Source organism: Pseudomonas sp. WS 5079, assembly GCF_012985465.1.
GTDB lineage: Bacteria > Pseudomonadota > Gammaproteobacteria > Pseudomonadales > Pseudomonadaceae > Aquipseudomonas.
In genome coordinates, this window is record NZ_JAAQWN010000016.1 from 10,570 (window position 1) to 35,763 (window position 25,194).

The 25,194-nt window shown below is 64.9% G+C and carries 21 protein-coding genes and 1 pseudogene; 9 read left to right on the forward strand and 13 right to left on the reverse strand.

Annotation, left to right across the window (positions count from 1 at the left end; translation table 11 throughout):
• Positions 1–18 precede the first annotated feature (18 nt).
• Genes HBO05_RS27715 through cysC form a run of 3 tightly spaced genes read left to right on the forward strand, consistent with a single transcriptional unit; the run spans position 19 to position 5,786 of the window.
• Positions 19–4,122, forward strand: coding sequence for an SDR family oxidoreductase (locus HBO05_RS27715; protein WP_172314820.1), 4,104 nt, complete (start codon positions 19–21; stop codon positions 4,120–4,122).
• 4 nt (positions 4,123–4,126) lie between these two features.
• A complete protein-coding gene (locus tag HBO05_RS27720; RefSeq protein ID WP_169955276.1) occupies positions 4,127–5,134 on the forward strand; it encodes an NAD(P)-dependent alcohol dehydrogenase in 1,008 nt (335 codons plus the stop codon).
• 31 nt (positions 5,135–5,165) lie between these two features.
• Entirely contained in the window at positions 5,166–5,786 is a 621-nt protein-coding gene (gene cysC, locus HBO05_RS27725; RefSeq protein ID WP_172314822.1) for an adenylyl-sulfate kinase, read from the forward strand.
• A 257-nt stretch (positions 5,787–6,043) separates the two neighbouring features.
• Here cysC and HBO05_RS27730 read toward each other — a convergent pair whose 3' ends face one another.
• Complete coding sequence (locus HBO05_RS27730; RefSeq protein WP_172314824.1) at positions 6,044–6,922, reverse strand: LysR family transcriptional regulator; 879 nt, start codon at positions 6,920–6,922, stop codon at positions 6,044–6,046.
• Positions 6,923–7,054: 132 nt separating this feature from the next.
• Between HBO05_RS27730 and ampC the strand changes: the two genes are divergently transcribed.
• A complete protein-coding gene (gene ampC, locus HBO05_RS27735; RefSeq protein ID WP_172314826.1) occupies positions 7,055–8,197 on the forward strand; it encodes a class C beta-lactamase in 1,143 nt (380 codons plus the stop codon).
• Positions 8,198–8,391: 194 nt separating this feature from the next.
• On the opposite strand, the gene HBO05_RS27740 is transcribed toward ampC, so the two are convergent.
• From HBO05_RS27740 to norR, 7 genes are all read right to left on the reverse strand, one after another.
• Positions 8,392–8,859 carry an SCP2 sterol-binding domain-containing protein gene (locus HBO05_RS27740; RefSeq protein ID WP_169955280.1) on the reverse strand — a complete coding sequence of 156 codons (468 nt, stop codon included), beginning with the start codon at positions 8,857–8,859 and terminating at the stop codon, positions 8,392–8,394.
• The gene (locus HBO05_RS27745; RefSeq protein WP_169955281.1) at positions 8,853–9,743 is read right to left on the reverse strand and encodes a U32 family peptidase; all 891 of its coding nucleotides are present in this window, start codon (positions 9,741–9,743) and stop codon (positions 8,853–8,855) included. Before HBO05_RS27745 ends, HBO05_RS27740 begins: the two co-directional genes overlap by 7 nt.
• Before the next feature lie 10 nt (positions 9,744–9,753).
• Entirely contained in the window at positions 9,754–10,749 is a 996-nt protein-coding gene (locus HBO05_RS27750; RefSeq protein ID WP_076960737.1) for a peptidase U32 family protein, read from the reverse strand.
• 183 nt (positions 10,750–10,932) lie between these two features.
• A complete protein-coding gene (glp, locus tag HBO05_RS27755; protein ID WP_169955282.1) occupies positions 10,933–12,168 on the reverse strand; it encodes a gephyrin-like molybdotransferase Glp in 1,236 nt (411 codons plus the stop codon).
• Positions 12,165–12,719, reverse strand: coding sequence for a molybdenum cofactor biosynthesis protein B (gene moaB / locus HBO05_RS27760; protein ID WP_169955283.1), 555 nt, complete (start codon positions 12,717–12,719; stop codon positions 12,165–12,167). Before moaB ends, glp begins: the two co-directional genes overlap by 4 nt.
• A gap of 92 nt (positions 12,720–12,811) precedes the next feature.
• The gene (gene pdxH, locus HBO05_RS27765; protein ID WP_170058037.1) at positions 12,812–13,459 is read right to left on the reverse strand and encodes a pyridoxamine 5'-phosphate oxidase; all 648 of its coding nucleotides are present in this window, start codon (positions 13,457–13,459) and stop codon (positions 12,812–12,814) included.
• A gap of 100 nt (positions 13,460–13,559) precedes the next feature.
• On the reverse strand, positions 13,560–15,077 hold the full coding sequence (norR, locus tag HBO05_RS27770) for a nitric oxide reductase transcriptional regulator NorR (protein WP_172314842.1): 1,518 nt from the start codon (positions 15,075–15,077) through the stop codon (positions 13,560–13,562).
• Between the two features lie 190 nt (positions 15,078–15,267).
• Between norR and HBO05_RS27775 the strand changes: the two are divergent.
• Positions 15,268–15,705, forward strand: a pseudogene (locus tag HBO05_RS27775) (hemerythrin domain-containing protein); the annotation flags it as partial.
• A gap of 40 nt (positions 15,706–15,745) precedes the next feature.
• On the opposite strand, the gene HBO05_RS27780 reads toward HBO05_RS27775, so the two are convergent.
• Together HBO05_RS27780 and HBO05_RS27785 are read right to left on the reverse strand one after the other, a co-directional pair.
• On the reverse strand, positions 15,746–16,177 hold the full coding sequence (locus HBO05_RS27780) for a hypothetical protein (RefSeq protein ID WP_170041581.1): 432 nt from the start codon (positions 16,175–16,177) through the stop codon (positions 15,746–15,748).
• A gap of 10 nt (positions 16,178–16,187) precedes the next feature.
• A complete protein-coding gene (locus HBO05_RS27785; RefSeq protein WP_170041582.1) occupies positions 16,188–17,375 on the reverse strand; it encodes an NnrS family protein in 1,188 nt (395 codons plus the stop codon).
• 513 nt (positions 17,376–17,888) lie between these two features.
• Between HBO05_RS27785 and HBO05_RS27790 the strand changes: the two genes are divergently transcribed.
• Positions 17,889–18,590, forward strand: a complete 702-nt coding sequence (locus HBO05_RS27790; protein WP_170041583.1) for a Crp/Fnr family transcriptional regulator — start codon at positions 17,889–17,891, stop codon at positions 18,588–18,590.
• Positions 18,587–18,787, forward strand: a complete 201-nt coding sequence (locus tag HBO05_RS27795) for a protein DnrP (protein ID WP_169955289.1) — start codon at positions 18,587–18,589, stop codon at positions 18,785–18,787. Before HBO05_RS27790 ends, HBO05_RS27795 begins: the two co-directional genes overlap by 4 nt.
• On the opposite strand, the gene HBO05_RS27800 is transcribed toward HBO05_RS27795, so the two are convergent.
• From HBO05_RS27800 to HBO05_RS27810, 3 genes are all read right to left on the reverse strand, one after another.
• Positions 18,781–20,622, reverse strand: coding sequence for a VWA domain-containing protein (locus tag HBO05_RS27800; protein WP_172314828.1), 1,842 nt, complete (start codon positions 20,620–20,622; stop codon positions 18,781–18,783). The genes HBO05_RS27795 and HBO05_RS27800 overlap by 7 nt on opposite strands.
• A gap of 72 nt (positions 20,623–20,694) precedes the next feature.
• Entirely contained in the window at positions 20,695–22,116 is a 1,422-nt protein-coding gene (locus tag HBO05_RS27805; RefSeq protein ID WP_172314830.1) for a cbb3-type cytochrome c oxidase subunit I, read from the reverse strand.
• Between the two features lie 3 nt (positions 22,117–22,119).
• Positions 22,120–22,560: a cytochrome c gene (locus tag HBO05_RS27810; RefSeq protein ID WP_154842703.1), complete on the reverse strand. Its 441-nt coding sequence runs from the start codon at positions 22,558–22,560 to the stop codon at positions 22,120–22,122.
• A gap of 421 nt (positions 22,561–22,981) precedes the next feature.
• Between HBO05_RS27810 and HBO05_RS27815 the strand changes: the two genes are divergently transcribed.
• On the forward strand, positions 22,982–24,133 hold the full coding sequence (locus HBO05_RS27815) for an LLM class flavin-dependent oxidoreductase (RefSeq protein WP_172314832.1): 1,152 nt from the start codon (positions 22,982–22,984) through the stop codon (positions 24,131–24,133).
• A gap of 19 nt (positions 24,134–24,152) precedes the next feature.
• Positions 24,153–25,184, forward strand: coding sequence for an ABC transporter substrate-binding protein (locus HBO05_RS27820; protein WP_172314834.1), 1,032 nt, complete (start codon positions 24,153–24,155; stop codon positions 25,182–25,184).
• Positions 25,185–25,194 lie beyond the last annotated feature (10 nt).

A 25,194-nucleotide genomic window follows, 5' to 3' on the forward strand; every position in this document is an offset into this window, starting at 1 on the left:
CCTGCCCAGGAGCTGTTTATGCTGACGTCATCTCATCTGCCCAATGTGATTGTGTGGGCCGTTTCCAGGAGCCGCTCAACCGCCTTCGAGCGCGCCGTGATGCAACACCCGGGCGTGAAGGTGCTGCATGAACAACTGTCGGAGCCGTTCCTGGCCCGACACTTCCCGGCAAAGCATGCGCTGATCGAGCGCAACCGCCAGGCCGCGCAAGGCCCTGCGGGCATCACCCACTACAGCCAGGCGCTGGCCCTGCTGAGCCAACGTCCGGCCGAACCCCAGCACCTGCAATGTGCCAAGGAGATCGCCTATTTCTTCGACTTCCAGGCCATCGATGGCGCCTGGTTGACCGCATTCAAGCATGTGTTCCTGGTGCGCCAGCCGCTGGCGGTCATGCAGTCGCTGTATCGCGTCAGCCAGGGCGGCGGCACCACCTATTTCGATGCCGACGAGTCGGGTTTCGATGAACTGGCACGCATTCGTGGCCTGGTGCTGGAGCATTGCCCCAGCGATCACGTGCTGTACCTGGACAGTGACGCCGACTTGATGGCAGACCCCCAGGGCACCCTGCTGCGCTTCTGCGATTTTGCCGGCATCGAGTATTCCCCAAGGCTGTTGGCGTGGCAGCCGGAACAGGTCGCGCAATGGCAGTTTTTCAAGGGCTGGCATGATGACGCCGAGCGCTCGTGCGGGTTCGCCCAGGTGACGCACCCGACCATGGATTTCCCGCCTATCGTCGAACAGACGGCCCGGGACAAGCAGGTGATTTATCGGTTTTTCCAGCTGTGCGCCACCTGGCAACGCCAGGCTGATACAGCCGATCACCTCAAGTGCCTGCATGAACCCGCCACCACGCGGCTCCAGGTGCTGTTACTGGCCCACACCGACGAGCAGCGCCAGCGCGCCCTGCAACTGGCGGCGCATTTGCCCGACGACTATGCCCTTTGGCTGCTGGACAGCGCCAGCCACACCCTGAGCGACCAGACCCTGCGTGAACTGGCGCTGTTGCAGGACGGGCCGCTGGTGCTGCTGACGGCCAACGAGCACTTGACCTATTGCTCGCCCGAGCAGGCGCGCCAGCGGTTCCTGTGCCTGGTGGCCCCGGATACGGCCTCGGCCAGGGCCCTTGGCCTGCCACTGATTACCCTCGAGCCAAACACCCCTGCTGCACAGGGGCCGCGAATCAGTGCTCAGTTGGCCACCCTCGCGCGCAACGCAAGCCTGCACAGCCGCGCACGCCAAATCGCCAGCAACCGCTACGCCAGTGCGGCCATCGCACCGGGCCTGTCATGGCAGCAACACTTCTTGCGCCTGCTGGAGCAGGCTCCCGAAAGCCTGGTCGCGATGACGCCCCACAGGCAGCTAAATGCGCGGCAGCTACACGCCCATGCCGTGACGCTGGCCGAGCGCCTGTCGAGCCAGTGTGCCCACGGCGGCTGGGTGGCGATCCGCCTGGACAAGGACCTGCGCAGCCTGATCAGCATGACCGCGTGCAGCCTGCTGGGCTGGCCCTACCTCGACATCCCCCATTGGTATGGGCTGGAGGCCACTGCCAAGGCCCTGGCCAATCTGCGGCCGGTGGTGGTGATCGGCGACAGCAGCAGCCTCAATGACCTGCCGCCCGGCTACCCCAGCCTGGTGTTCGATGAACTGCCCGCCACGCCCGCCCGGCCCGCCACCTTGCCCCACCGGGTACCGGGGGCAAATGACCTGGCCTACGGCCTGCTCACGTCCGGCACCACCGGCACGGCGAAGATCGTCACCATCGGCGAGCACGGCCGCCTGGACTCCCTGGCGTTGTGGCAACAGCACATCCGCCCGGGTGATCGGGTGGGCCTCAACGCCTGGATGGCCGGGTATGTGTATTACCCGATTTTCAGCGGCGCCACCGTGTGCCTGATGCCCGACGCCATGGTGCTCGACCCCCAGGCCCTGCGGGCATTCGTCGAGCATGGCCAGCTCAGCCAATTGATGATCACCCCCAGCCTGGCCGCAGGCCTGATGCACGATGAGCCCGCGTTCAAACAGGCCTTTGCCGGCGTGCGGTGCCTGTGGCTGAGCGGCGAACAACTGCCGCCGTCCACGCGGCAGAACCTGGTGCGCTGCCTGCCCAATTGCCGGGTGATCGACCTGTATGGCTCCAATGAAGCGGGCGACGTCGCGTTAGTCGCTCCCGACGGCCATCTGCAATGGACCCCTGGCACCCAGGCCTACGTGCTCGACCCGGCCCTCGATTGCACCCCACTGGGTGGCCACGGCGAACTGTACGTGCAGACCCCGGGGCTCAGCGTCGGCTACCTGGAGGACGATGCGGCCAACCGCAGCGCATTCGTGGCCAACCCACTGGCCCAGGAGTGCCCAGCGCTGGCCCCGCGGCTGCTGCGCACCGGCGACAGGGTCCGCCTGGACGAGGCCGGCGAGGTCTACCTGATCGGGCGCGCGACCACCCACCTCAAGGTGCGCGGCTTCAAGATCTTCAGCGCCGACGTCGAGCGCGTGTTGATGGCCCATCCCGAGGTGCGCAGCGCCCTGGTCACCACCCGTGGCGAAGGCCCGGACTTGCAGCTGGTGGCGTTTATCTGCGCCGTGGACTCCGGCAAGCCCCCCACTGCCGGCGCCCTGCGCCAGTGGGCGGGCCAGCACCTGCCCGCCTTCAGCGTGCCGCTGGGGTATTTTTTGGCCGCCTCGATTCCGGCAGGTGCCAGCCAGAAGCGCCTGGGCGCCCAGGCCCTGCTGCAACAGCCACTGACACCGCTGGCCGACGAGCAACCGCCGTTGACGCCGCTGCAAACCCGCCTGGCCCGGTTATGGGCGCGCTGCATGAACCTGCAAGGCGTCACCCTGGGGCCGGACAGCGACTTTATCGAGATTGGCGGCAGCCTGTTGCTGCTGGACTTGATCAATCGCATCAACCGCGCGTTCGACACCGACCTGACGATTGCCGACATCACCCGTGACTCGACATTGGCCGGGATCAGCCGGCAGTTGGCCCATCGGCTGCAAGGCGCGCCGCTTTTGGAAGTGGCCTTTTCGGTCACGGCACACGCCGAGCGTTATCTGGCGCACTTGAACACGGCCGTGGCGAACCTGCCCCAGGTGCCACCCCGCCTGGCCCGACGCACGCTGCTGGTCACCGGCGCCACCGGGTATCTGGGGCGCAGGGTGGTTGCCGAGCTGCAACACAGCGCCGGGGTGCAGACGGTGTTGTGCCTGGTGCGCGCCGATGATCCGGCCCAGGCCCAGCGGCGCATCGCCGAACTGGGCCTGACACCTGGCAACGCACGAGTCGTGGGCCTGGCCGGGGACCTGGCGCAACCACGGTTGGGCATGTCGAGCGCGGCCTATCAAAGCCTGTGCCAGGAGGTGGACTGCATCATTCACTGCGCCGCCGACGTCAACTGGCTAAAAAGTTATGAACGCCTGGCCCAGACCAACGTCGGTGGCGTAGTCGAGGTATTGGGCCTGGCCGCCGCAAGCGGTGCGGCCGTGGTGTTCGCCTCGACCCTGCCAGAGCCGGTCCCCTCCACCGGCTATAACCGCGCCAAGCTGGTGGCCGAACAACTCGCGCTGGGTTTTTGCCAAAGCCGTGGGCTGTGCCTGAACATCCTGCGCTGCGGTGACATCAGCGCCCCCGCCAACCCGGGCAGTGGTTCATCGATCAACCAGGAAGACTATGTGGGGCTGCTGATTCGCAGCTGCCTGGCGCTCAAGGCCTGGCCTGACGAAGCCCATTGGTCGCTGAACCTGACCCCCGTGGACTATGTCGCACAGGTGTTCACCCACACCGCCCTCCACGGCCAGGCCCTGGGTTTGCCGCCGCTCCAGCACCTGTACAACCCCGCACCGAACCTGCCCTGGACGCAGCTATGCGCCTGGATACAAACGCTGCTGGGCCACGCGCAGTTCGCGCCCCTACCCCTGGCGCAATGGCAAGCCCGACTCAAGGCGCAGGCCCCGGGCCAGGCCGTGCTGCAACGCACGCTGCTGATCCTGGAAATGATCATCGACGACTTCAGCCACTTCCACCCGCCACCGCCGCTGCTGCTCGATCACCTCAAGTGCCCGGTAATCGACGCCGAATGGACCCAGCACTATCTCGCGGCCTTAACCCTTACACAGGAGTGACCCCATGACACGCACCACTCACGGCTGGGCCGCCTATGGCCCGGGCTCGCCACTGGAACCTTTCACCTACCCGCGCCCGGACCCGGGGGCCAACGACGTGGAAATCCAGGTGACCCATTGCGGCGCCTGCACCAGTGACCTGCACCTGATTGAAGGCCATTGGGGCGAAGCCTCCCAATACCCTCAAGTGTGCGGCCACGAGGTCGTGGGGCGGGTGGTGCGTTGCGGCTCGGCGGTCACCCACCTGGCTGCCGGCCAGCGCGTTGGCGTGGGCTGGTACAAGGGCGCCTGCCTGGCGTGCGAATGGTGCCTCAAGGGCGAGGAGCAACACTGTGCGGCGGTGGTGGCGACCTGCGCCGATGGGCAAAAAGGCGGGTTTGCCGACTTCATGACCTGCGACAGCCGGTTCGTGTTCCCGATCCCCGACAACCTGCCCTCCCATGTCGCCGCTCCGTTGTTCTGCGCCGGGCAGACCGTGTTCACCGCGCTGCTGCGCGGCACCCGCCCGGGCATGCGCGTGGGGGTGCTGGGCATCGGAGGGCTCGGCCACCTGGCCATCCAGTTTGCGGCCAAGTTCGGCTGCACCGTCACCGCACTGTCGAGTTCCACCAGCAAAAAAACCCAGGCCTTGCAGTTGGGGGCCCGTCATTTCCACGGCCTGGACCCGGCCACCTTGCAGGCCCAGGAAAACACCCTGGACTTCCTGCTGGTCACCGCCTCCAACGACCAGGACTGGGAGCGCGCCATCGCCCTGCTGCGCCCCCACGGCACCCTGTGCTTTGCCGGGATGCCCGGCCCGGTCACGCTGGATATTGCGGCCATGACCTACAAGACCCTGACCGTCAGCACCGCCAATGTCGGCGGGCGCCACGACATGCTCAAGATGCTGGAATTTGCCAGCGAACATCATGTGTGGCCCCTGGTAGATATTTTTCCCACGGCGCAGATCAACCAGGCCCTCGACGCCCTACGCAACAACACCGTGCGCTACCGCGCGGTGATCGAGTTTTGACTGGCGTGCGCGCCCCCAGGAGATGCCCCTGATGCCTCCCTTCGCTCGCCCCCGGGAAACCCCGGACCTGGTGCCCCACCCGTTCGATGTCGAGCGCCAGGCCCAATGCAACCTTAAAGGGCATCGCTCATTGCTGTTGTGGTTCACCGGGATGTCGGGCGCCGGCAAGTCCTGTATTGCCAATTGCGTGCAGGCCAGCCTGCACGCGAAACAGCTGCACACCTGCCTGCTCGACGGCGACCGCCTGCGCCAGGGCTTGACCGCCGACCTGGGCTTTGCCGACAGCGACCGCAAGGAAAACATCCGACGCACCGCCGAGGTCGGCAAGTTGATGGTGGATGCCGGGGTCATCACCCTGGTGTGCCTGATCTCGCCCTTCGAACAGGAAAGACGCATGGCCAGGGCGCTGTTCGCCCCTGGCGACTTTATTGAAATCTTCATCGACGCACCGCTGCCGGTCCTCGAACAGCGCGACCCCAAGGGCCTTTATGCCAAGGCCCGCAAAGGCCTGATCAAGCACTTCACCGGCATTGACTCACCTTACGAGCGCCCGGTAGCCCCCGACATCGTGATTGACAGCGCCAACACCTCGATCGAACACGCCGCCCACACCATCGAGACGTTTGTCCTGCGCCAACGGCTGTGGACTTGACCCACCAACGGCCACCCCTGCCAACTGAGGCGTATTGACCCTCGCCTGGTGTTTGAGACCGGTCTTATGGTCGCCGTGGCCATGGTCACGATGAACCGCGCCAACTGGCGTAACTCGCGAAAGAAAACCACCACCATGACACTTTACGCACCGCAAATAGAGGTCAGTTGATTGGGGGCGCAATAGGAGTTAGAAGGGTCGGGGCAACCCAGTGCAGGAGCTGACTTGCCAGCGATGGCGTCCGGCAAGCCAGGCACCTACAGGCCCGTCACCTGCTCCAACAACCATTGCTTGAACGCCTGCATCGCCGGGGTTTCGGTGCGTGATTGCAGGCGCGTCAGCCAGTAGCTACCCGTGGTGATGCCCACGTCGAACGGCTGGCGGATCACGTCCTGGGCCAACTGGCGGGAGAACATCAGTGCCGGCGCCAGGGCCACACCATTGCCCTGCAAGGCCGCTTCCATCATCGCCAGGGACGAGTCGAACACGATGCTGCGCGGCACCAGGGTGTCGGCGGGCAAGCCCGCGGCCTGGAACCACAGGCTCCATTCATCCGCCCGGTAAGAGCGCAACAGCGTGTGCTTCAACACATCGCCCGGGCCTTGCAATTGGCGGGCAATCGCCGGTACGCACAGTACGGTCAGCGGCGCCGCCAGCAACTCACAGGCGTGGGTGCCATGCCACGCGCCGGCGCCGAAGCGGATCGCATAATCCAGGCCTTCAGCCGCCACATCCACACGGTTGTTGTGGGTCGACAAACGCAGGTCGATAAACGGGTAGCGCGCCTGGAAATCCGCCAGGCGCGGCAGCAGCCAGCCCACCGCAAACGTGCCCACCGCGCCCACCGTCAGCACCTCGCGGTAATGCCCGGCCTGGAACTGGCCCAGGGTCTGGGCGATACGATCGAAGGACTCGCGCAATACCGGCAACAGCGTCTCCCCTTCGCGGGTGAGCATCAGGCCACGGGGCAGGCGCTTGAACAGGGTGACGTTGAGTTGGGCCTCCAGGCTCTTGACCTGGTGACTGACCGCCGCCTGGGTCACGCACAACTCGATGGCCGCCCGGGTAAAGCTCAAATGCCTGGCAGAGGCTTCGAACGCGCGCAGTGCGTTAAGGGGGAAATGGGAACGCAACATGGTCTTAGCCCAAATTTTTCTAATGACTGGTGCGAGATATCATCGGTTGTCCGGGACCGGCAAACTGCCTATCTTGGCGGCGCCTGCGCAGGCCGTGATTCCCCCGACAATCCTCAAGGAAGCGACCTCATCATGTACCAACACGTGCGCAACGTCACGATTCTCAGCCTCTTGCTCGGCGCCGGCAACTGCCTGGCCGCCACCGACCTGCGCCAGGTGGTGGACGCCACCGTCAAGCCGCTGATGCAGCAGCAGGCAATCCCAGGCCTGGCTGTCGCCATCGTGCAGGACGGCAAGGCCCGATACTTTAACTACGGTGTCGCCGCGCAGGACAGCCAGCAGCCCGTCAGCGAAAACACCCTGTTCGAGATCGGCTCGGTCAGCAAGACCTTCACCGCGACCCTGGCCGGCTATGCCCAGGCCACCGGTAAGTTGAAGCTCTCCGCCCCGGCCAGCGACTACTTGCCAGCCTTGCGCGCCAGCCAGTTCGAGCACATCAGCGTACTTGACCTGGGCACCTACACCGCAGGCGGGCTGCCGTTGCAGTTCCCCGGCGAGGCGGACAATGCGCAGCAGATGATCGGCTACTTCCAGCACTGGAAAGCCACTTTCGCCCCCGGCACCCACCGCCAGTATTCCAACCCCAGCCTGGGCCTGTTCGGCTATCTGGCGGCGCAGAGCCTGCAGCAACCGTTCGACGTGGCGATGGAACAGACCCTGCTGCCCAAGCTCGGCCTCAAGCACACCTATCTCAAGGTGCCCAAGCCCCAGATGGGCTTGTATGCCCAAGGCTACGACAAGGCCGGCAAGCCGGTGCGCGTCAGCCCCGGGGCGTTTGACAGCGAAGCCTATGGGGTGAAGACCAGCCCGGCAGACCTGGCCCGCTACATGGCGCTGAACATGGACCCGACATCGCTGGAGCAGCCGCTGCAACAGGCCATCGCTACCACGCATACCGGTTACTACACCGTGGGCACTACCACCCAGGGCCTTGGTTGGGAGATGTACGCCTACCCGCTGAGTGTTGACGCCTTGGTCGACGGCAATTCCACACCCATGGCCATGGAGCCGCACCCGGTCCACTGGCTAACCCCGGCACAGCCGTTGCGCGCCAATACCCTGGTGAACAAGACCGGCTCGACCGGCGGTTTTGGCGCCTATATCGCTTATGTACCGAGCAGAGGCATCGGCGTGGTGATCCTGGCGAACAAGAACTACCCCAATGCCGAGCGGGTGAAAGCCGCCCACGCGATCCTGCAGGCCATGGAGCAATAGCCCAGCTTTTTTAACCCGTCATCTTGCCAATGTGGGAGCGGGCTTGCTCGCGAAGACGTCGGCCCAGCAAACATTGATGTTGACTGACACACTGCTTTCGCGAGCAAGCCCGCTCCCACAGGGGATCTGCGCTTGACTGACTGGCATTAGGGCTTGCCCGCTCCCACAGGGGCGCAGCTACGCGAGCTTGATCTTCAGGCCGCCAGGCCCTTGCCGGCTCGTTCCAGGTTGCGCCACAACCAGGGCGGCAACACGTCTGGGTCGAGGCTGTCGATCAGATTCTTCAGGCTCAAACCCAGCTCCGTGTCACCCTCGATCACCAACCGCCGGCGGAAGAACAAGGTATCCGGATCCTCCTGGCGGCTGGCCAATAACAGGAACTCGCGCCAGTTGCCGCTGATGGTCACCTGGGCCTGGGCCTGTTCGGCGATGCGCAGTCCGTCGCGGCCCAGGGTCAAGTACCAGCGCAAGCCCAGGTCGGGAATGCGCAGGCACATCCAGCGCCCGCGCAGCAGTTCAAAGCCGCCATCGCGCAAAGGTTCGGCCAGGCAGCGGTTCAGCGCCTGTTGCAAGGCCAGGCGCTGCACCACGAACGGCACCTTGCGCATCAACGGCAGTAAGCGGTCGGCGCCCTTGAGCAGCCATTGCTTGCGGTTCAGCACAGTCCCACCTCCTCGACCCGCAACATCCCGGCCTGGCCATGCCAGTAGCCATTGCAGCCTTCGACAAACACCGGCGGCGTGGCGCCCTGGCGGACCCGGTCAAAGGCTTCGACGATGCCCACCATGCCTTGCGCCCGTGGGCTCAGGCGCAGCAGATCGGCGCCGCAGCTGATCAGCCCCGGGTAATCGGCCAGCAGGTTGGTGACCTCCGCCGACAGAGTCTGGATACCATTCAAGGTAAACAGCGCCTGCCCTTCCTGGCTGGTCAAGGCCATGCCATCGGGGTAGTTGAGGCAGCAGAACTGGCAGTCATCCTTGGGCCGATTTTCCGCCCGCGCCGTAAAGCAGCGCGCCGAATAGGCCAGGGGCAGATGCCCATAGGCGAAGACTTCGACTTGCGGCAACGGCCGGCCCAGTTCACGCACCTGCTCCAACACATCGCCAATCAGCGCCGCCGAGCACTCCACCGGCGGCACCCAGCGCATCATCCCGGCATCCAGCAGTTGCACCAGGGCATGGCCGTTATACAGATTCAACGCCGGCCCACCGACAAAGGGCAGCTTGCGCTCGGCGAGCAGCTGCACGGCGCCCATGTCATTGGCCTCGACCAACACCTCGCCGTTGTCACACAGGCGACGCAGGCTCGACAGCTCCGAGGCGGCCTCGATCAGGGTCAGGCTCGACAGCACGATTTGCGCATGGCCCGCCGACTGCAATTCGCGGCCCAGGCCCAACCACTGGTCGAGGTTGAACGCGCGGCGCTTGGAGCACACGGTTTCCCCCAGGTAGATCACATCCAGCGGCAGGCTGGCCATCTCGCTGTAGAACTGCCCCAGTTGTTGCTTATCCCAATAAAACAGCACCGGTCCCAGGCTGAGTTTCATGTGCGGTTCCTCATTGCCACGAACGATGGTAGGCGCCCAGGGTGGTCTGGCTGCCTTCGGATAGACCGGCCAGCACGCTGCGCCACTGGTCCTTGACCACAAAGCGTTGCGGCGCGCTGCGGTGCGCGTCCAGTGCCGCACGCCAGACCCCGGTGACTTGCTCGACATACGCCGGGCTGCGCTGGCGGCCTTCGATTTTTACCGCTTCGACGCCCATGGCGATCAACTCGGGGATCAAGTCCAGGGTGTCGAGGCTGGTGGGTTCTTCGAGGGCATGGAAGCGCTTGCCATCGACCATGAAACGGCCCTTGCACAGGGTCGGGTAGCCCGCCGGTTCGTCCGGTGTGTAGCGGTCGATCAGCACTTCGCTCAGGCGCGCGCTCAGGCCATCGGCATCTTCGCTCCAGCGCACCGCCTTGGCCGGCGAGCACACGCCGCACAGGTTCGGTGACTCACCGGTGATATACGAAGACAGGTGGCAACGGCCCTCGGCCATGATGCACAGGCTGCCGAAACCGAAGACTTCGATGGGCACCGAACTGCTGGCGGCTACGTGTTTGACCTGGGCCAGCGACAGCACCCGGGGCAACACCGCGCGGCGGATGCCATAGCGCTCGGCGTAGAACTGCAACGCCGCCGCATGGGTCGCCGAACCCTGCACCGAGAGGTGCAAGGCCATCTGCGGATGGCGGCTGCTGGCGTACTGCAGCACCCCCGGATCGCCGGCAATCAGGGCATCCACGCCATGATCGGCAGCACGGTCCACCGCCCGTTGCCAGCGCTCCCAGCCCTTGGGCTGCGGGTAGGTGTTGACCGCCACATACAGCTTGCGCTGGTGCTGGCGGATGTGGGCGACGGCGCCGTCGAACTGCTTGTCGTCCATGTTCAGCCCGGCAAAATGCCGGGCGTTGGTGTCATCGCGAAAACCCACATACACCGCATCGGCACCTTGGCGCACGGCGGCTTTAAGCGCAGGCAAATTGCCTGCCGGGCAGACCAGTTGCATGGTTGATCCTCATCAGAAAATTCATCACCAACACCGCATATCCCTTGTGGGAGCGGGCTTGTGTGGGAGCGGGCTTGCTCGCGATTACGGTGTGTCAGGCAATTTAAATGTTGACTGATCCACCGCTATCGCGAGCAAGCCCGCTCCCACATTGACCATCACCACCATCGGCACCGCTGGCAGTTATTGCATCAGTTCGGCAAAAGACACGAACCGCACCAGCCCGCCCTTCTCCACCAACTGCTCACGCTCCACAATCGCCAGGCCATCGGCCCAGCACGCGGCGCTGAGCATCGCCGAGCTTTGCCGGGGGTGCAGCGTGACCCGCGCCTGGCCGTCGATGCCCGGGGTCAGGCGTGCGCGCAGGTATTGGCGGCGGCGGTTGCGCTGGGCCCAGGTAAAGTCGGCGGGCAGCAGCATCGGCACCGGGGTGACGTCAGTCACACCCTGGGCGCGCAACAGGAACGGGCGCACCACCACCAACGCGGTAATCAGTGCCGCCGAAGGGTTGCCGGGCAAGCCGATCCACGGTTTGCCGGCCACATCGCCAAAGGCCAGGGGTTTGCCCGGCTGGATTGCCAGGCGCCAGAAATCAACGCGCCCCAGCTCCTTGATCGCCTGCTTGAGGTGATCTTCCTCGCCCACCGACACCCCGCCAGACGTCAGCAGCAAGTCGCATTCCGAGGACGCCAGGGTCAACGCATCGCGGCTGACGGCCAGTTCGTCGGCCATCACCCCATAGTCATGTACCTCCACGCCCCAGCCTTGCAGCAGCGCGGCCAGGCAATGGCGATTGCTGTTGTAGATTTGCCCCGGCGCCAGGTGATCGCCCGGCTCGCGCAGTTCATCACCGCTGCTCAACAGGCACACCCGCAACGGCCGATAGACCTTGACCTGGGCCAGCCCGGCCGCCGCCAGCAGGCCCAGTTCCTGGGCGCGCAGGCGCTTGCCGGCCGGCAGCAGCAAGGCGCCCTGGGTCACTTCTTCACCCTGCTTGCGCACATGCTCGCCAGTGCGCATCGGCGGGCACCAGATGCGTTGGCCGTAGACCCGGCAACGCTCCTGGGGCACCACGGTGTCAGCCCCGGCCGGCAAGGGTGCGCCGGTAAAAATGCGCATGGTTTGCCCACTGCTCAACGCTGTGGCTGCGCCCTCGCCAGCGGCGATGCGCCCGGCCAGGCGCAGGTAGCCGCCCTCGGCCGGCAGGTCGGCGGCGCACAGCGCGTAGCCGTCCATGGCACTGTTGTCCCAGGCCGGCAGGTTGACCGGGGAAAAGATATCGCTGGCCAGCACCCGGCCCAGGGCCTGGGCGGTTTTCACTTGCTGGGTGGACGGTGGAGGGGGTGCCTGGGCCAACAGGCGTTCGATGGCCTCGTCCACCGGGATCAGTTCGCCGCTTTCACACACCGAGGTGCTCATGACCGCGCCTCGCAGGGTTCCAGCGCTTGCGCGGCCTGGGCCTTGAGGTGCGGGGCGAAGTTGCACGGCCCGGTGCGGCTGTCCAGCTGCCCCAAGAGGATCTTGTCCCAGCCCGTGCGGCAGGCCCCGGGCGAGCCGGGCATGCAGCACACCAGCACGCCATTGCTCATGCCGGCCAGGGCACGCGATTGCAGGGTCGACATGCCGATCTCTTGCAGGGACACCTGGCGAAACAGCTCGCCAAAGCCTTCGACATGCTTGTCCAGCAATGGCAGCACCGCTTGCGGGGTGTTATCGCGCGCGGTAAAGCCGGTGCCGCCGGTGGTGAGGATCACTTGCACCTGGGGGTCGGCAATCCATTGCGAAATCCGCGCGCGGATCTGGTAGATGTCGTCCACCACCAGGGCCCGGTCGATCAGCGCGTGCCCGGCCCCTTGCACGCGGTCGCACAGGGTTTGCCCGGAGGTGTCGTTGTCAAAGTTGCGGGTATCGCTGATGGTCAATACGGCGATGTTCAGTGAGACAAAATTGCGTTGAGTCAGATGTGCCATGGTGAAAATCCCGGGATAAATGAGCAATGGCTCCAGCCTGCACCGCAAAGGCCGGCGGGCCTATTCCTCCGAGGAGGTACCTCTAGGCGGATTCAGGGGGCCAGGCGGCTGCGCTGCCAGGTGTCGTCGTGCCGGCGATAGTCGAGGCGGTCGTGCAGGCGGTCGGGGCGGCCTTGCCAGAACTCCACGCGCTCGGGTTGCAGGCAATAGCCGCCCCACTCTGCCGGGCGCGGCGGTGATTGCCCGGCAAAGCGTTGGGTGACATCACGCAGGTGCCCTTCCAGCTCGGCGCGATGGGCCAGGGGCTGGCTTTGCGGCGACGCCCAGGCGCCGATCTGGCTGGCCAGCGGGCGCGAGTGGAAATACTCGTCGGACAGCTGCGGCGCCAGGCGTGCGACCGTGCCTTCGATGCGTACCTGGCGCTCCAGGCCGGGCCAGAAAAAGGTCATGGCCGCGCTGGGGTTGCTCGCCAGTTCCTGGCCCTTGGCGCTCTGGTAGTGGCCGAAAAAGGTAAAGCCCTCGGCACCAAAGCCCTTGAGCAAGAGGATCCGGCAATGGGCACGGCCCTGGGCATCGACCGTGGCCAGGGCCATGCTGTTGGCCTCCACCGGCGCCACTTCGGTCTTGCGCGCCTGCTCCAGCCACTGGCCGAACAACACGAGGGGATCGTCCTGTACCAGGTCATCCCGCAAACCGTACAGGGTGTAGTTGCGGCGCATCTGCGCCAGGGAAAGGGGCATGGGGCGAACCTCCGGTCAATTCGCCACAGTCTGATCAGCCGACGCCCTGCGCACCTTGATCGCGATCAACTGCGCGCCGCGGCATGGGGTCGCAGCCCGGCTACTTGAGCCCCAGGCGCCGCGCCAGTTTGTGCAGGTTGCTGGAGTCCAGGCCCAGCATGCGCGCAGCGCTGGCCCAGTTATCGCCGGACAGGCTCAACGCCTGGCGCACCTTCTGGCGCTGGCAGTCGTCCACCGCATCGCTCAAGCTCTGGAATGCTGGCGCCGGCACTTCAGGCACAGGGGCCTGGGCCAAGGTGGCGCTGTCGAGATCCAGCAGCTCGACTTCCAGGGTCATGATCTGGTTGCGATTGCCGCCACGGCTCAACTGCTTCAGGGCAGCGCGGCTGATCACGTGTTCCAGCTCGCGCACATTGCCCGGCCAGGCATAACCAAGCAGGCTCTGCTCGGCTGCCGGTGACAGGCGCAAGCCGCGCAGGCCCAGGCGCGCGCGGTTGAGCTCCAGGAAGTGCCCGGCCAGCAGCAGCACATCGTGGCCGCGCTCGCGCAATGCCGGGATCGGCACCGGGTACACCGACAGCCGGTGGTACAGGTCGGCGCGAAACAGCCCTTGGCGAATGCTCTCGGGCAGGTGGCGGTTGGTGGCGGCGATAATCCGCACATCCACATGCAACGGCTTGTCGGCGCCCAGGCGCTGGATCTCACCGTTCTGCAAGGTGCGCAGCAGTTTGGCCTGCACACTCAACGGCAACTCGCCCACTTCATCGAGGAACAGCGTGCCGCCGTTGGCCGCGTCAAAACGCCCGGCGCGGTCGCTGGTGGCGCCGGAGAACGCGCCTTTGACATGCCCGAACAACTCGCTCTCGGCCAACGACTCCGGCAGCGCCGCGCAGTTGACCTGGATCAGCGGCTTTTTACTGCGCCGCGACAGGCGATGCAGGCGCCGCGCGAACAGCTCCTTGCCGACCCCGGTTTCGCCAAGCAGCAACACCGGCAGGTCCGAATCGGCGAGCACATCCAGCTCGTTGAGCAACTGGTGCAGGACCGGGCTCTGGCCGAGGATTTCGCCATCTTCGACCCTGGGCAAACCCGCCAGCGGTTCATGGCGTGACAGGCGCAGGCTGCGGTTCTCCTGCTCCAGCCGCGTGACCCGCACCGCAGCCTCGATCTGCAACGTACAGCGCTTGAGCTGCTCGCGGGCATTGGCGTCAAAGGTCCCGGCGTGCAGGGCATCCAGGGTAATCGCGCCCCAGGGCCGGCCCTCGACGAACAGGCTCACGCCCATGCAGTCATGCACCGGCAGCGGTTCGCCGACCTGAGTGTCCAGCAGCCCGTCGTACGGGTCCGGCAGGCGGCTGTCGGGCTCGAACCAGGTCGGCTCGCGGGACGCCATGATCGCCGCCAGCCGTGGATGCTGGGCAATCACAAAACGCCGGCCGAGGGCCTCATGCACCAGCCCCACCGTGGCCACCGGACGCAGGCTGTCGTCGCCATCCAGGCGCAACAGGCCCACGGCGCCGCTATGGAAATATTCGCGCAGGGTCTGCACCAGGCGTTGCAGGCGCACCGCGTTGGGCAATTCGACAATCAGGTCGGCCGACAGGCTTTCACGCAACATGGTCATTACTACCCTTGTATGGTCGGTTCTACCGTGCAGCATCAGGGTGATCCTGACCACTACAAAAAATTAAATGCGGTTTTTCAATGGGTTGGCAATGGCACACGGCATGCAATCAGCGGTGTATCTGTTCACTTGATGAGGAAAGCCGATGAACACCATCGCCCCGGACAGCCTGCCCCAGGCGCAACTGATCGAACATTTGCTGGAGCGCTACCACGCTCGCCACCGCGAGCAACTGCCGGAACTGATCCGCCTGGCCAGCCGTGTGGAGCAGGTCCACGGCCATCACCTGGCGTGCCCCAATGGCCTGGCCGACCTGCTGCGGGATATCGAACAGGAACTGGAGGGCCATATGCTCAAGGAGGAACAGGTGCTGTTCCCGATGCTGCAAATGGGCATGGGTCCCCAGGCCGCGCCGCCGATCCAGGTCATGCGCTATGAACATGAACAACACGGCCAGGCCCTGGAGCAGTTGCTGGCGCTGACCCATCGCATCCAGCCGCCCGCTGACGCCTGCAATACCTGGCGTGCCCTGTATCACGGGCTGGAGGTGTTTCATGGGGATTTGCTGGAGCATATTCATCTGGAAAATGACGTGTTGTTTGTTCGTGCGCTGACAGCCTGACCCCTGCCTGTAGGCGCGAGCTTGTTCGCGCCTACAGGACTCAGCGCAGCATCAGCTTGGCCAGGATCACGATCAGCACCATATGCCCAAGGATGCTGCGGCGGATCCACACCGCCCGCAGCGGGCTCAGGCGTTTTTGCGCCAGCCAGTACGCGAGCAACAGGTAATGCCCGATGATGCTCAGCGCCAACACGATCTTCAGGCTCAACATCGCCGAAAACTGGCTGGCCCAGGGCGCGCCCAGCACGCCGCGGTAATGCCAGGCCAGGCCGATGCCCGCGCCATACAACAGCACCACCACGCCATGCAGCACCTGCCGCGAACGCCGGGCAATCGCCTGGTCGCTGGTGAACTGCGCCGACCACGCCAGCTCGTCACGGGCGCGGTGCCAGATAACCACCTCAAAGAACAGCGTGCCGATAAAGGCGATGGCCGCCAGCAGATGCACGATCAATAACCACGAATAGAGCATTCCCGTTCTCCTAGCCCGGATGGCCGTCAACCCGCGCACGCCACAGCATTGGGGCATAGCGCCATAGATACACACCCAGGCCCAGGGTCCAGCACAGGCCTGCCAGCCACAGCGCGGCATACGGCCAGATCAGCACCAGCAGCACCCGGCTCAGGCAGGCCAGGTTCAATAGGCTGAAGGCCAGGGTCATGCCCTTGGGTGGCGTCAGTGGGCGGCCGGTATGGCCCAGGCTGACCCGCGCGATCATCGCCAGGATCAACCCGCCCATCGCCCCTACCGTCAGCGCATGCACCGCCAGGCTCGGGTTCAGCGGCACGCCGAAATGCCACAGCGCCATGCCCAGGCAAGCCACGGCCAGCCAGGCATAGGCCAGGTGCAGCGACCACAGCAGCGGCACGCGCCACAGGCCTGGGTCGTGCCAGCGCACCAGGCGCAGCAGATGACCGAGCCCCAGCAGGGCAAACACCAGGCCAACCCAAAGGCTGGGCATCAGCGCCACACCGCTGGCATACAGCAGCGCCACCAACGCCGAGCCTGCCAACAGCAGGTAATCCAGCCACGGCCAGGGCTTCACTGCTTCAGTACGCCCCAGGCCGCGCTGGGTGAAGAACGGAATCACCCGCCCGCCGATCAAGCCCATCATCGCCGCCACCAGCCACAACCCGGTCAACACCGCCTGGCGCTGCCAGCCTTCGTCACCGCGCAGCAGGCCATACAGGGACAGGCCATCGGCCAGGGTCAACAGCAGCAGGACCAGCACAATCGGGTAGTTGCGTTGTTGCCGCACTTTCCACAGGGTCCAGCCCATCAGCCCGGCGACCGCCAGGGGAAAGCTCAGTTCCAGCACAGCCAGCAACGGCCATGGCAGGTTGAACAGCCACGCCAGGCGTGCGCCCAGCCATAACCCGGCCAGCACCGCGAGGGGCGCACCACTGATGCCGGGGCGGCCGGTCCAGGTCTGCACCGCCGTCAGCAGGAACCCGCCGATGATTGCCAGGGCGAAACCGAACAGCAACTCATGGCGATGCCACGCCAGCCAGCCACCCGCCGGCTGCCAGCCCGCATCGCCGGCCAGGGCCAGCAGCCACAAGGGAATCGCCAGCAGCGCCAATAGGCAGCCACCAAGGAAAAATGGCCGGAAAGCCAGGCGAAACAACGGGGTTATCGACATGGCCTTGCGTCGATCCAGCACGTGCATACCACCACTCCTCAAGTCATTGCCGGCCCGATCATCCGGGATTGCCCGCCCCTGGCCCTTGTCGCAGATCAAGCGGGGCTCCTGGGCGGCGCACTATCCTGGGGGCCGTCGCAGGATAAGCGTTGCAAAGGCCGGGCCGAATTCCCCGGTGCGCCGCCCCACCGCTGTGGGAGCTGGCTTGCCTGCGATGCAAACACCTCGGTCTGGTGGTTACACCGCAGCGATGCCATCGCTGGCAAGCCAGCTCCTACAGGGGGATAGCGTTGCCCAGGAGGGTTTAAATGACCATTAGAGGGTTATTTAAACCCACAAAGGCAGGGTCATTCTGACCATGTAGGCGCTACAGCCCAGGTTTTACACGGCCCGTGCCTTGGCCCAGCTCTTGCTCTAGCCGGTTATCCCTTATTACTGCCCCCACGGAGTCCCCATGAAAAAAGTCATCCAGCCCCTGGCCTGGTTCGTGATTCTCGGTTCGATGATGGCGGCGGCCAGTGGCCTGTCGTTGTGGCTTGTATGATCAGCGACACGCCGAGGGTCCTGCACCGCGTGCATCATCAGATCCTGCGCAGCCATCACCTGTTCGAGCCGCTCAACGAAGAGCAGATGGACGAGCTGATGGCCAGCAGTCAGTTGCTCAGTGTCGACAAGGGCGAGCCGCTGTTCCGCCAGGGCGAACCGGCCGATGGCTTTTACTTTGTGATTGCCGGCGCGGTGAAGATCTACCGCCTGACCCCGGACGGCCAGGAAAAGGTCTTTGAAGTGATCGGCGAGCGGCAGACCTTCGCCGAGGCGATGATGCTGATGGACACGCCCAACTACGTGGCCTGCGCCGAGGCGGTGTGCCCCACGCAGTTGTATCGCCTGTCCAACGCCACCTATATGCGCCTGCTCCACAGCAACAGCCGCCTGACCTTCGCCCTGCTGGGCAAGTTGTGTGTGCGCCTGCACCAGCGGGTCAACGAGATCGAGACCCTGTCCCTGAAAAACGCCACCCACCGCGTGGTGCGCTACTTGCTGACGCAATTGGTGCGCTTGCACAGTGTCGACAGTTCGTTCGAACTGCCCATGGCCAAGCAGTTGATCGCCGGGCACTTGTCGATCCAGCCGGAGACGTTCTCGCGGATCATTCGCCGGCTGATCGATGAAAAAATCATCACCCAGGACGGTCGGCAGATCGCCATTCTTGATCGCCTGCGCCTGGAGCAATTTGAATGAGCGCAGCGCGAGTCTGCCTGTATTGCCAGCATGCCAACCCGCCACCCCACGCGGCCTGCGAACGCTGCGCCATGCCTCTGCCCGTCTCCACCGCCAGCCTTGAGGCGCGGCGGCTCAAGCGCTTCCAATGGTTCTGCCTGGGGCTGGCGGTGTTCTGCATCACGATGTTCTTCTGGCTGCCCCGGGACTTTTACTGATCTTCGGTCAACTGCCGGTAGAGCTGCGGCAAGCGCAGCGGCAGTTGTTCCGGCTGGCGGATCAGGGTGTAACCGTGGGCACCGAACATGTACGGCAGGTACTCCCCGGCCTGTTTATCGATCGTGATGCAGAACGGCACCAGGCCCTGGCGCCGCGCTTCTAGCACGGCCTGGCGGGTGTCCTCCACGCCATAGCGGCCCTCGTACAGGTCCAGGTCATTGGGCTTGCCATCGGTCACAATCAGCAGCAGTTTGCTCCGTTGTTTACAGGCGCCCAGGGTCTGGGTGGCCTGGCGGATGGCGGCGCCCATGCGTGTGTAATAACCCGGTTTCAGGCCCTGGATGCAGCCACGGGTGTGGTCGTCGTAGGGTTGCTGGAATGACTTGAGCTGTTGCAGGCGCACCTGCTGGCGACGCAAGGACGAAAAGCCATACAAGGCAAACGCATCGCCCAGGCCCGCCAGGCTTTCGCCAAACAGCAGCAGGCTGTCGCGGATCACGTCGATGACCTTTTGCGTATCGTTCAAATGGGCGTCGGTGGACATCGACAAATCGGCCAGCAGCAAACAGGCCAAGTCGCGCCGGGTGCGGCGCTGCTCCTTGAACAGGCCACGCTCGGCGCATGCGCCGTGCTGGCGCTCGACATAAAAATCCAGCCACGCCTGCAAGTCCAGTTCCGCGCCCTGGGGCTGTTGGCGCAGCCATTGGCGGTCGGTGCGCAGTTGCTGGAACTGGCGGCGCAAACGCGCGGCCTGGGGCAGCAGGCGAGCCGGCAGCGGCTGGGGCGCGCTGTCGCGGGGTTGCAGCAGTTGCAGGTTGACGAAGTTGGCTTGCAGGCGCTGCTGACGGTAGTCCCACTCCGGCAGCTTGATGCCTGCGCCCAGGGGGATGTCATCGACATCGGCCGGCGGCAAATCCAGGTGCAGCTTGAGCCCGCCGCTCTTGCGCACGCGCTGGCGTGACAGGCTCAACTGGTCGAGGTCTTCGGCGACCCGCGCGGCATCTTCGTCTTCGGAGTCGTCGGCCCAGCGGTCCAGATCGACGTGCTCGGTCCAACTGAACAGGTTTTCCAGGCGCACCACCAACAGGCCACCGTCGCGGCTGTTGTCGTCGACCCGGTTGGCCTGCTTGGGCGCGCCCTGTTGTTCGCCAGGCCGCGTCGTCAGGTCGTCGCCCTCGTCGTCCTGATCTGCGGCCTGTGGGCTGTGCAGGTGCAAGGGTGGATACAGCCACAGCGGCAACGGCCAGGCGGCGCGCTCGCTGCGGGGTAGCTGGCGCACGCTGCCGGGTTCACGCAGGGCCTTGCGCAAGGCCATTTCCACGGCGGCTTCGGCGGGGTTGAGGGTGGCGGGATCGGGGCGCAATTGCAGGTGGGCGTCCACCAGGCGCTGATAGCTGGGGAGCATGGCCGGGTAACGCTGCAACAGCAGCCAGGTCCAGCGCTGGTTATCCCGGGCCCAGTGGGTCATCGGCCCGGCATGGGCGGCCAGCAGCGCCAGCCAGCGGTACAGCTCCAGGTTCAGGGCCACCGAGGGAAACACCGCCAGGCTTGCCGGCAGGCGCAGGCGATGGCCGTCGCACGAGGCCAGGGGCGCCTGCCGGCAGGTGCCGGCGATGCGCATCAACAGGTTGCGGCGCAGCAGCAGGTCGCGCTCGCTGGCGGCTTCCACGGCTATCCCATGGGCACCGCCCAGGGCGCGGAACAACAGGGCCAGGCTGCGCTGGCGGTCGACCAGATCGACCCGCGCCTCGGGGAAGTCGGCACTGGCGCGACGGGTGATAAAGCGGTGCCAGACACTGCCGACCCACTCTTCCAACTCAAGGGTAAAGGCCATGTGAAGTGCTCCAGACGTAAAACGGCCCGCAGTACCTGCCGGGCCGCCCTCTTGGGGATTAACGTTGACCGCTCAAGCAGTCACGGGGGTGGCAGAGTCCAAGCCTTTGCCCCGCTGCCGGAAGCTCCACAGGTAGCAGAGCAGGCCCAGCAGGAACACCACGCCACTGGCCAGCCGTGCCCAGAACAGCACCGACAGGTGGTCCATGGTGGCCATGAACGGCAGCGCCACACCGTCCACTTGCCAGCGTTGCAACCAGACCTGCACGGCACCGGCAGCGGTGAGGAACAGGGTGATCATCACCATCGACAGGACCATCATCCAGAAGCCCCAGATCTCCAGGGTCTGGGAGCGTGCATCCGGTGCTTCACCGATACCGCGCAGGCGGGGCATGGCGTAGCTGATCAAGGTCATGACGATCATGGCGTAGGCGCCGAAGAACGCCAGGTGGCCGTGGGCGGCAGTCAATTGGGTGCCGTGGGTGTAGAAGTTGACCGGTGCCAGGGTGTGCAGGAAGCCCCAGACCCCGGCGCCGAAGAACGCGGTGACCGTGGTGCCCTTGGCCCACAACGTGGCCGCCCGGTTCGGGTGCTGGCGCCGGCGCTGTTTGACCATGGTGAAGGCGAACATCACCATCGCCAGGAACGGCAGCGGCTCCAGGGCCGAGAAGATCGAGCCGACCCACAACCACACCTCGGGCGCGCCGATCCAGAAGAAGTGGTGACCGGTGCCGATGATCCCGGTGATCAGGGCCATGGCGATGATCACGTACAGCCATTTTTCCACGACCTCGCGGTCGACGCCGGTGACCTTGATCAGCACAAAGGCGAGCATCGAACCCATGATCAGCTCCCACACGCCTTCAACCCAAAGATGCACCACCCACCACCAGTAGAACTTGTCCCGCGCCAGGTTGCCGGGGTTGTAGAACGAGAACAGGAAGAACACCGCCAGGCCGATCAGCCCGGTCATCATCACCATGCTCACCGTGGTCTTGCGGCCCTTGAGCAGGGTCATGCCGATGTTGTAGAGAAAGCCCAGGCACACGACCACGATGCCCATCTTGGTGATGGTCGGCTGCTCCAGGAACTCCCGGCCCATGGTTGGCAGCAACTCGTTGTGGGTCAGCTTGGCCAGGGCCGCGTAGGGCACCAGCAAGTAGCCGAGGATGGTCAACACGCCGGCGACGGCGAACACCCAGAACAGCAGGATTGCCAGCTTGGGGCTGTGCAACTCGCGGTCGGCCTCTTCCGGCACCAGGTAATAGGCGGCGCCCATGAACCCGAACAGCAGCCAGACGATCAGCAGGTTGGTGTGGACCATGCGGGCCACGTTGAAGGGGATCAACGGGAACAGAAAGTCGCCGACCACGTATTGCAGGCCCATGATCAAACCGAACAGCACCTGGCCCAGGAACAGGATCAGGGCGAATACAAAGTAGGGTTTGGCCACGGCCTGGGATTGGAATTTCAGATATGGATTGACGGTACGCATCCCTTAGCCCTCCTTGTTTGGCGGCCAGCCATTGGTGTTGATCTTCGAGCTCCATTTGAGGAACTCGGCCATATCGTCCACCTCCTGGTCGCTGAGGTTGAATTGCGGCATCGCACGCCGGCCGGGAACGCCCAAGGGTTGCATCTTCATCCAGGCGTGCAGGAATGGCTTGAACGCTTCCTCGCCGCCGCGGCGGTTGAACACATTGCCCAACTCCGGCGCAAAGTACGCACCCTCGCCCAGCAGGGTGTGGCAGCCGACGCAGTTGTTGCGCTCCCAGACGCCCTTGCCGCGTACCACCGATTCGGTGAGTTGGTCCTGGTTACTGCGCGAGGGAAAGGTTTGTTCGGTGTGGTAGGTCAGGGCCAGGAATATCAGGAAGAAGAACACGCTTCCTCCGAAGTAGATATTCCTGGCCATGCCCTTGGTGAAGGTCTCTGACATGGTCGCTTCCTCATTGCTTGGCAGGGGCCATGATAGAAAGCTGGGGGGTAAAAGCTGCTTGATGGCGATCAAGAAATGCCGATGGTTTTGGTCGGGTATTGATTGTCGAGACGTACGCGCCCCTGTAGGAGCCGGCTTGCTGGCGATGCCGGCGATGGCCGCGATGACGGCGGCCCAGTCAATACCTGTGTCGACTGATACACCGCCATCGCTGGCAAGCCAGCGCCGACAAAAGTTTTGTGCTGCCCGCTGAACAGCCACTGCTGCTCAGGTGTTGCTACAGACGCAATCCCCACATCGCTCCTGCCCCCCATCCGCAGGCATCCCCCCGCCCGCAGGGGCCGCAGCCGCCATGGCATGGCCGTTGCACTCGCTGCTGCAACAGGTCCTCGCACCTTGCATGACTGAATCAGGAGCACCCATGAGCACTGAATTTTTCTGGCGCCTGCCGCTGGGCACCGATGGTCCGCAGTTGACCACTGACAAACACAACCGGGGCAATGCGCAATACCGCCCCGGCCATATCGCCCCGGGGCGCTTGCCCAATGGCGAGCCGGACGGTTTCACCTACATCGACTACATCGCCCAGGTGGCCAAGGCCGCCGAGTTGGCCGGCTTCGAAGGGGCATTGCTGCCCACCGGGCCCGAGCCATGGATCGTCGCGGCCGCGCTGGCCCGGGAAACCCGGCGTATCAAGTTCCTGATTGCCTTCCAGGCCACCTGGACCCTGCCCGCCTACGCCGCGCAGCAAGCAGCAATCCTGCAGAACCTGAGCCGGGGCCGCCTGGACTGGAACATCATCACCGGTGGCAACCCGGCCAGTCAGCGGGCCAATGGGGATTTCCTCGAACACGACCTGCGCTACAAACGTACCGGGGAGTTCCTCGACATCATCCAGGGCCTGTGGGAGCAGGAAAAGTTCTCCTATGACGGTGATATCTACCAGTTGGAAAACGGCGCCCTGCCCCCTGGCCTGCACCATGAGCGCAAACCGGGGGTGTACTTTTCCGGGTTCTCCGATGCCGCTCTGGACGTGGCCGCCAGGCATGCCGATGTGTACCTCAATTGGGCCGAGCCCATCGACAAGCTCAAGCCGCATATCGAGCGGGTGCGTGAGTTGGCCGACAAACAGGGGCGCAGCGTGCGCTTCGGCCTGCGGGTCGACCTGTTTGCCCGGGAGACCGAAGAGCTGGCCTGGAAAGACCTGCGCCGCCAGTTCGACAAACTCGAAGGCCAGGGCAGCGCGCTCGCCAAAGGTTTCACCAACGGTTCGGATTCGGTGGGTGCGGCGCGCCAGACGGCCTATCACCAGAATGTCGACCGCTTCGACGACCTGATCATCGGCCCCAACCTCTGGGCCGGGTTTGCCAAGGCCAAGCCGGGGCCCACCGTGGGCCTGGTGGGCAGTCACGAGAACATTGCCGAGCGCCTGGTGGAGTACCGCGACGCCGGGTTCTCGACCTTTATCCTCGCCGGCAACCCGCACCTGGAAGAGGCCCTGCGCATTGGCCAGGAAGTCTTGCCGCTGGTGCATCGACAGGCCGCCACCCAACCTTTGCGCGCCAGCGCCTGACTGCTGCGGGAGACCCTGAATGAGCCAACACCTCGATACCCTCTGGTACACCCGCTGCCCGGTGCCCACCGGGCTGGGGATTGCCGTGCAAAAAGGCTGGCTGCAAGAGACCGTCGGCGCCCTGGGCGCCGAGGTGCAGTCGCTGCGCGAGTCCAATGACCAGGCCGTGCGCGAGTCGCACTTTGATCACAGCTTGCGCAACTCGGTGCGCCATGGCGGCAATATCCCGGCGATCTGGGCCCGTGCCCAGGGCCGCGAGACCCGGGTGATCGGCTTGTCCTGGGCCGATGAAGTGCAATTGATCCTGACCCGCCGGGGCAGCGGCATCCAAACGGTCAAGGACCTCAAGGGCCGCACTTTCGGCCTGCCCGACTGGTCCGGCGCGCAGATCGATTTCACCCGCGCCCAGGCCTTGCGCGGCCTGGAAAATGCCCTGTCGCTGGAAGGCTTGCAGGTCGGCGATGTGAAGCTGGTGAACTTCCGGTATGGCGGCACCTTCAGCGACAGCCCGGTGCGCAACATCGCCGGCACGCAGGTCTCTGCACCGCTGGCCGAACGCAACCTGGAGTTGATCGGCCTGCTGCGCGGCGAGGTGGATGCGATCTTCCTCAAGGGCGCCAGCGCCGCCCAGCACGCCCATGACTTTGGCCTGCACACGGTGATCGACACCGGTTCGCACCCGGACCCGCTGATCCGCAGCAACAACGGCACGCCGCGCACCCTGGCGGTGGACCTGAACCTGTTGGACAACCATCTGGATGTGGCCACCGGTATCCTCGATTCGGTATTGCGCGCCGAGCAATGGGCCCACACCCACCCGCAAGAAACACGGCGCTACCTGGCCCGGGAAACCAACAGCAGCGAATACTGGGTCACCGCCGCCTATGGCGAGGATGCCCACCTGCGGCTGCATACGGCCCTGGATGAACAGGCGATTGCCGCGCTGCAGGACTTTGTGCAGTTCCTGCACCGCTGGCGCTTTATCCCCAACAGCTTTGATGTGCGCGCCTGGATCGATGCGCGGCCCCTCAACCACCTGACATCGTTGTAGGAGCCCGGCT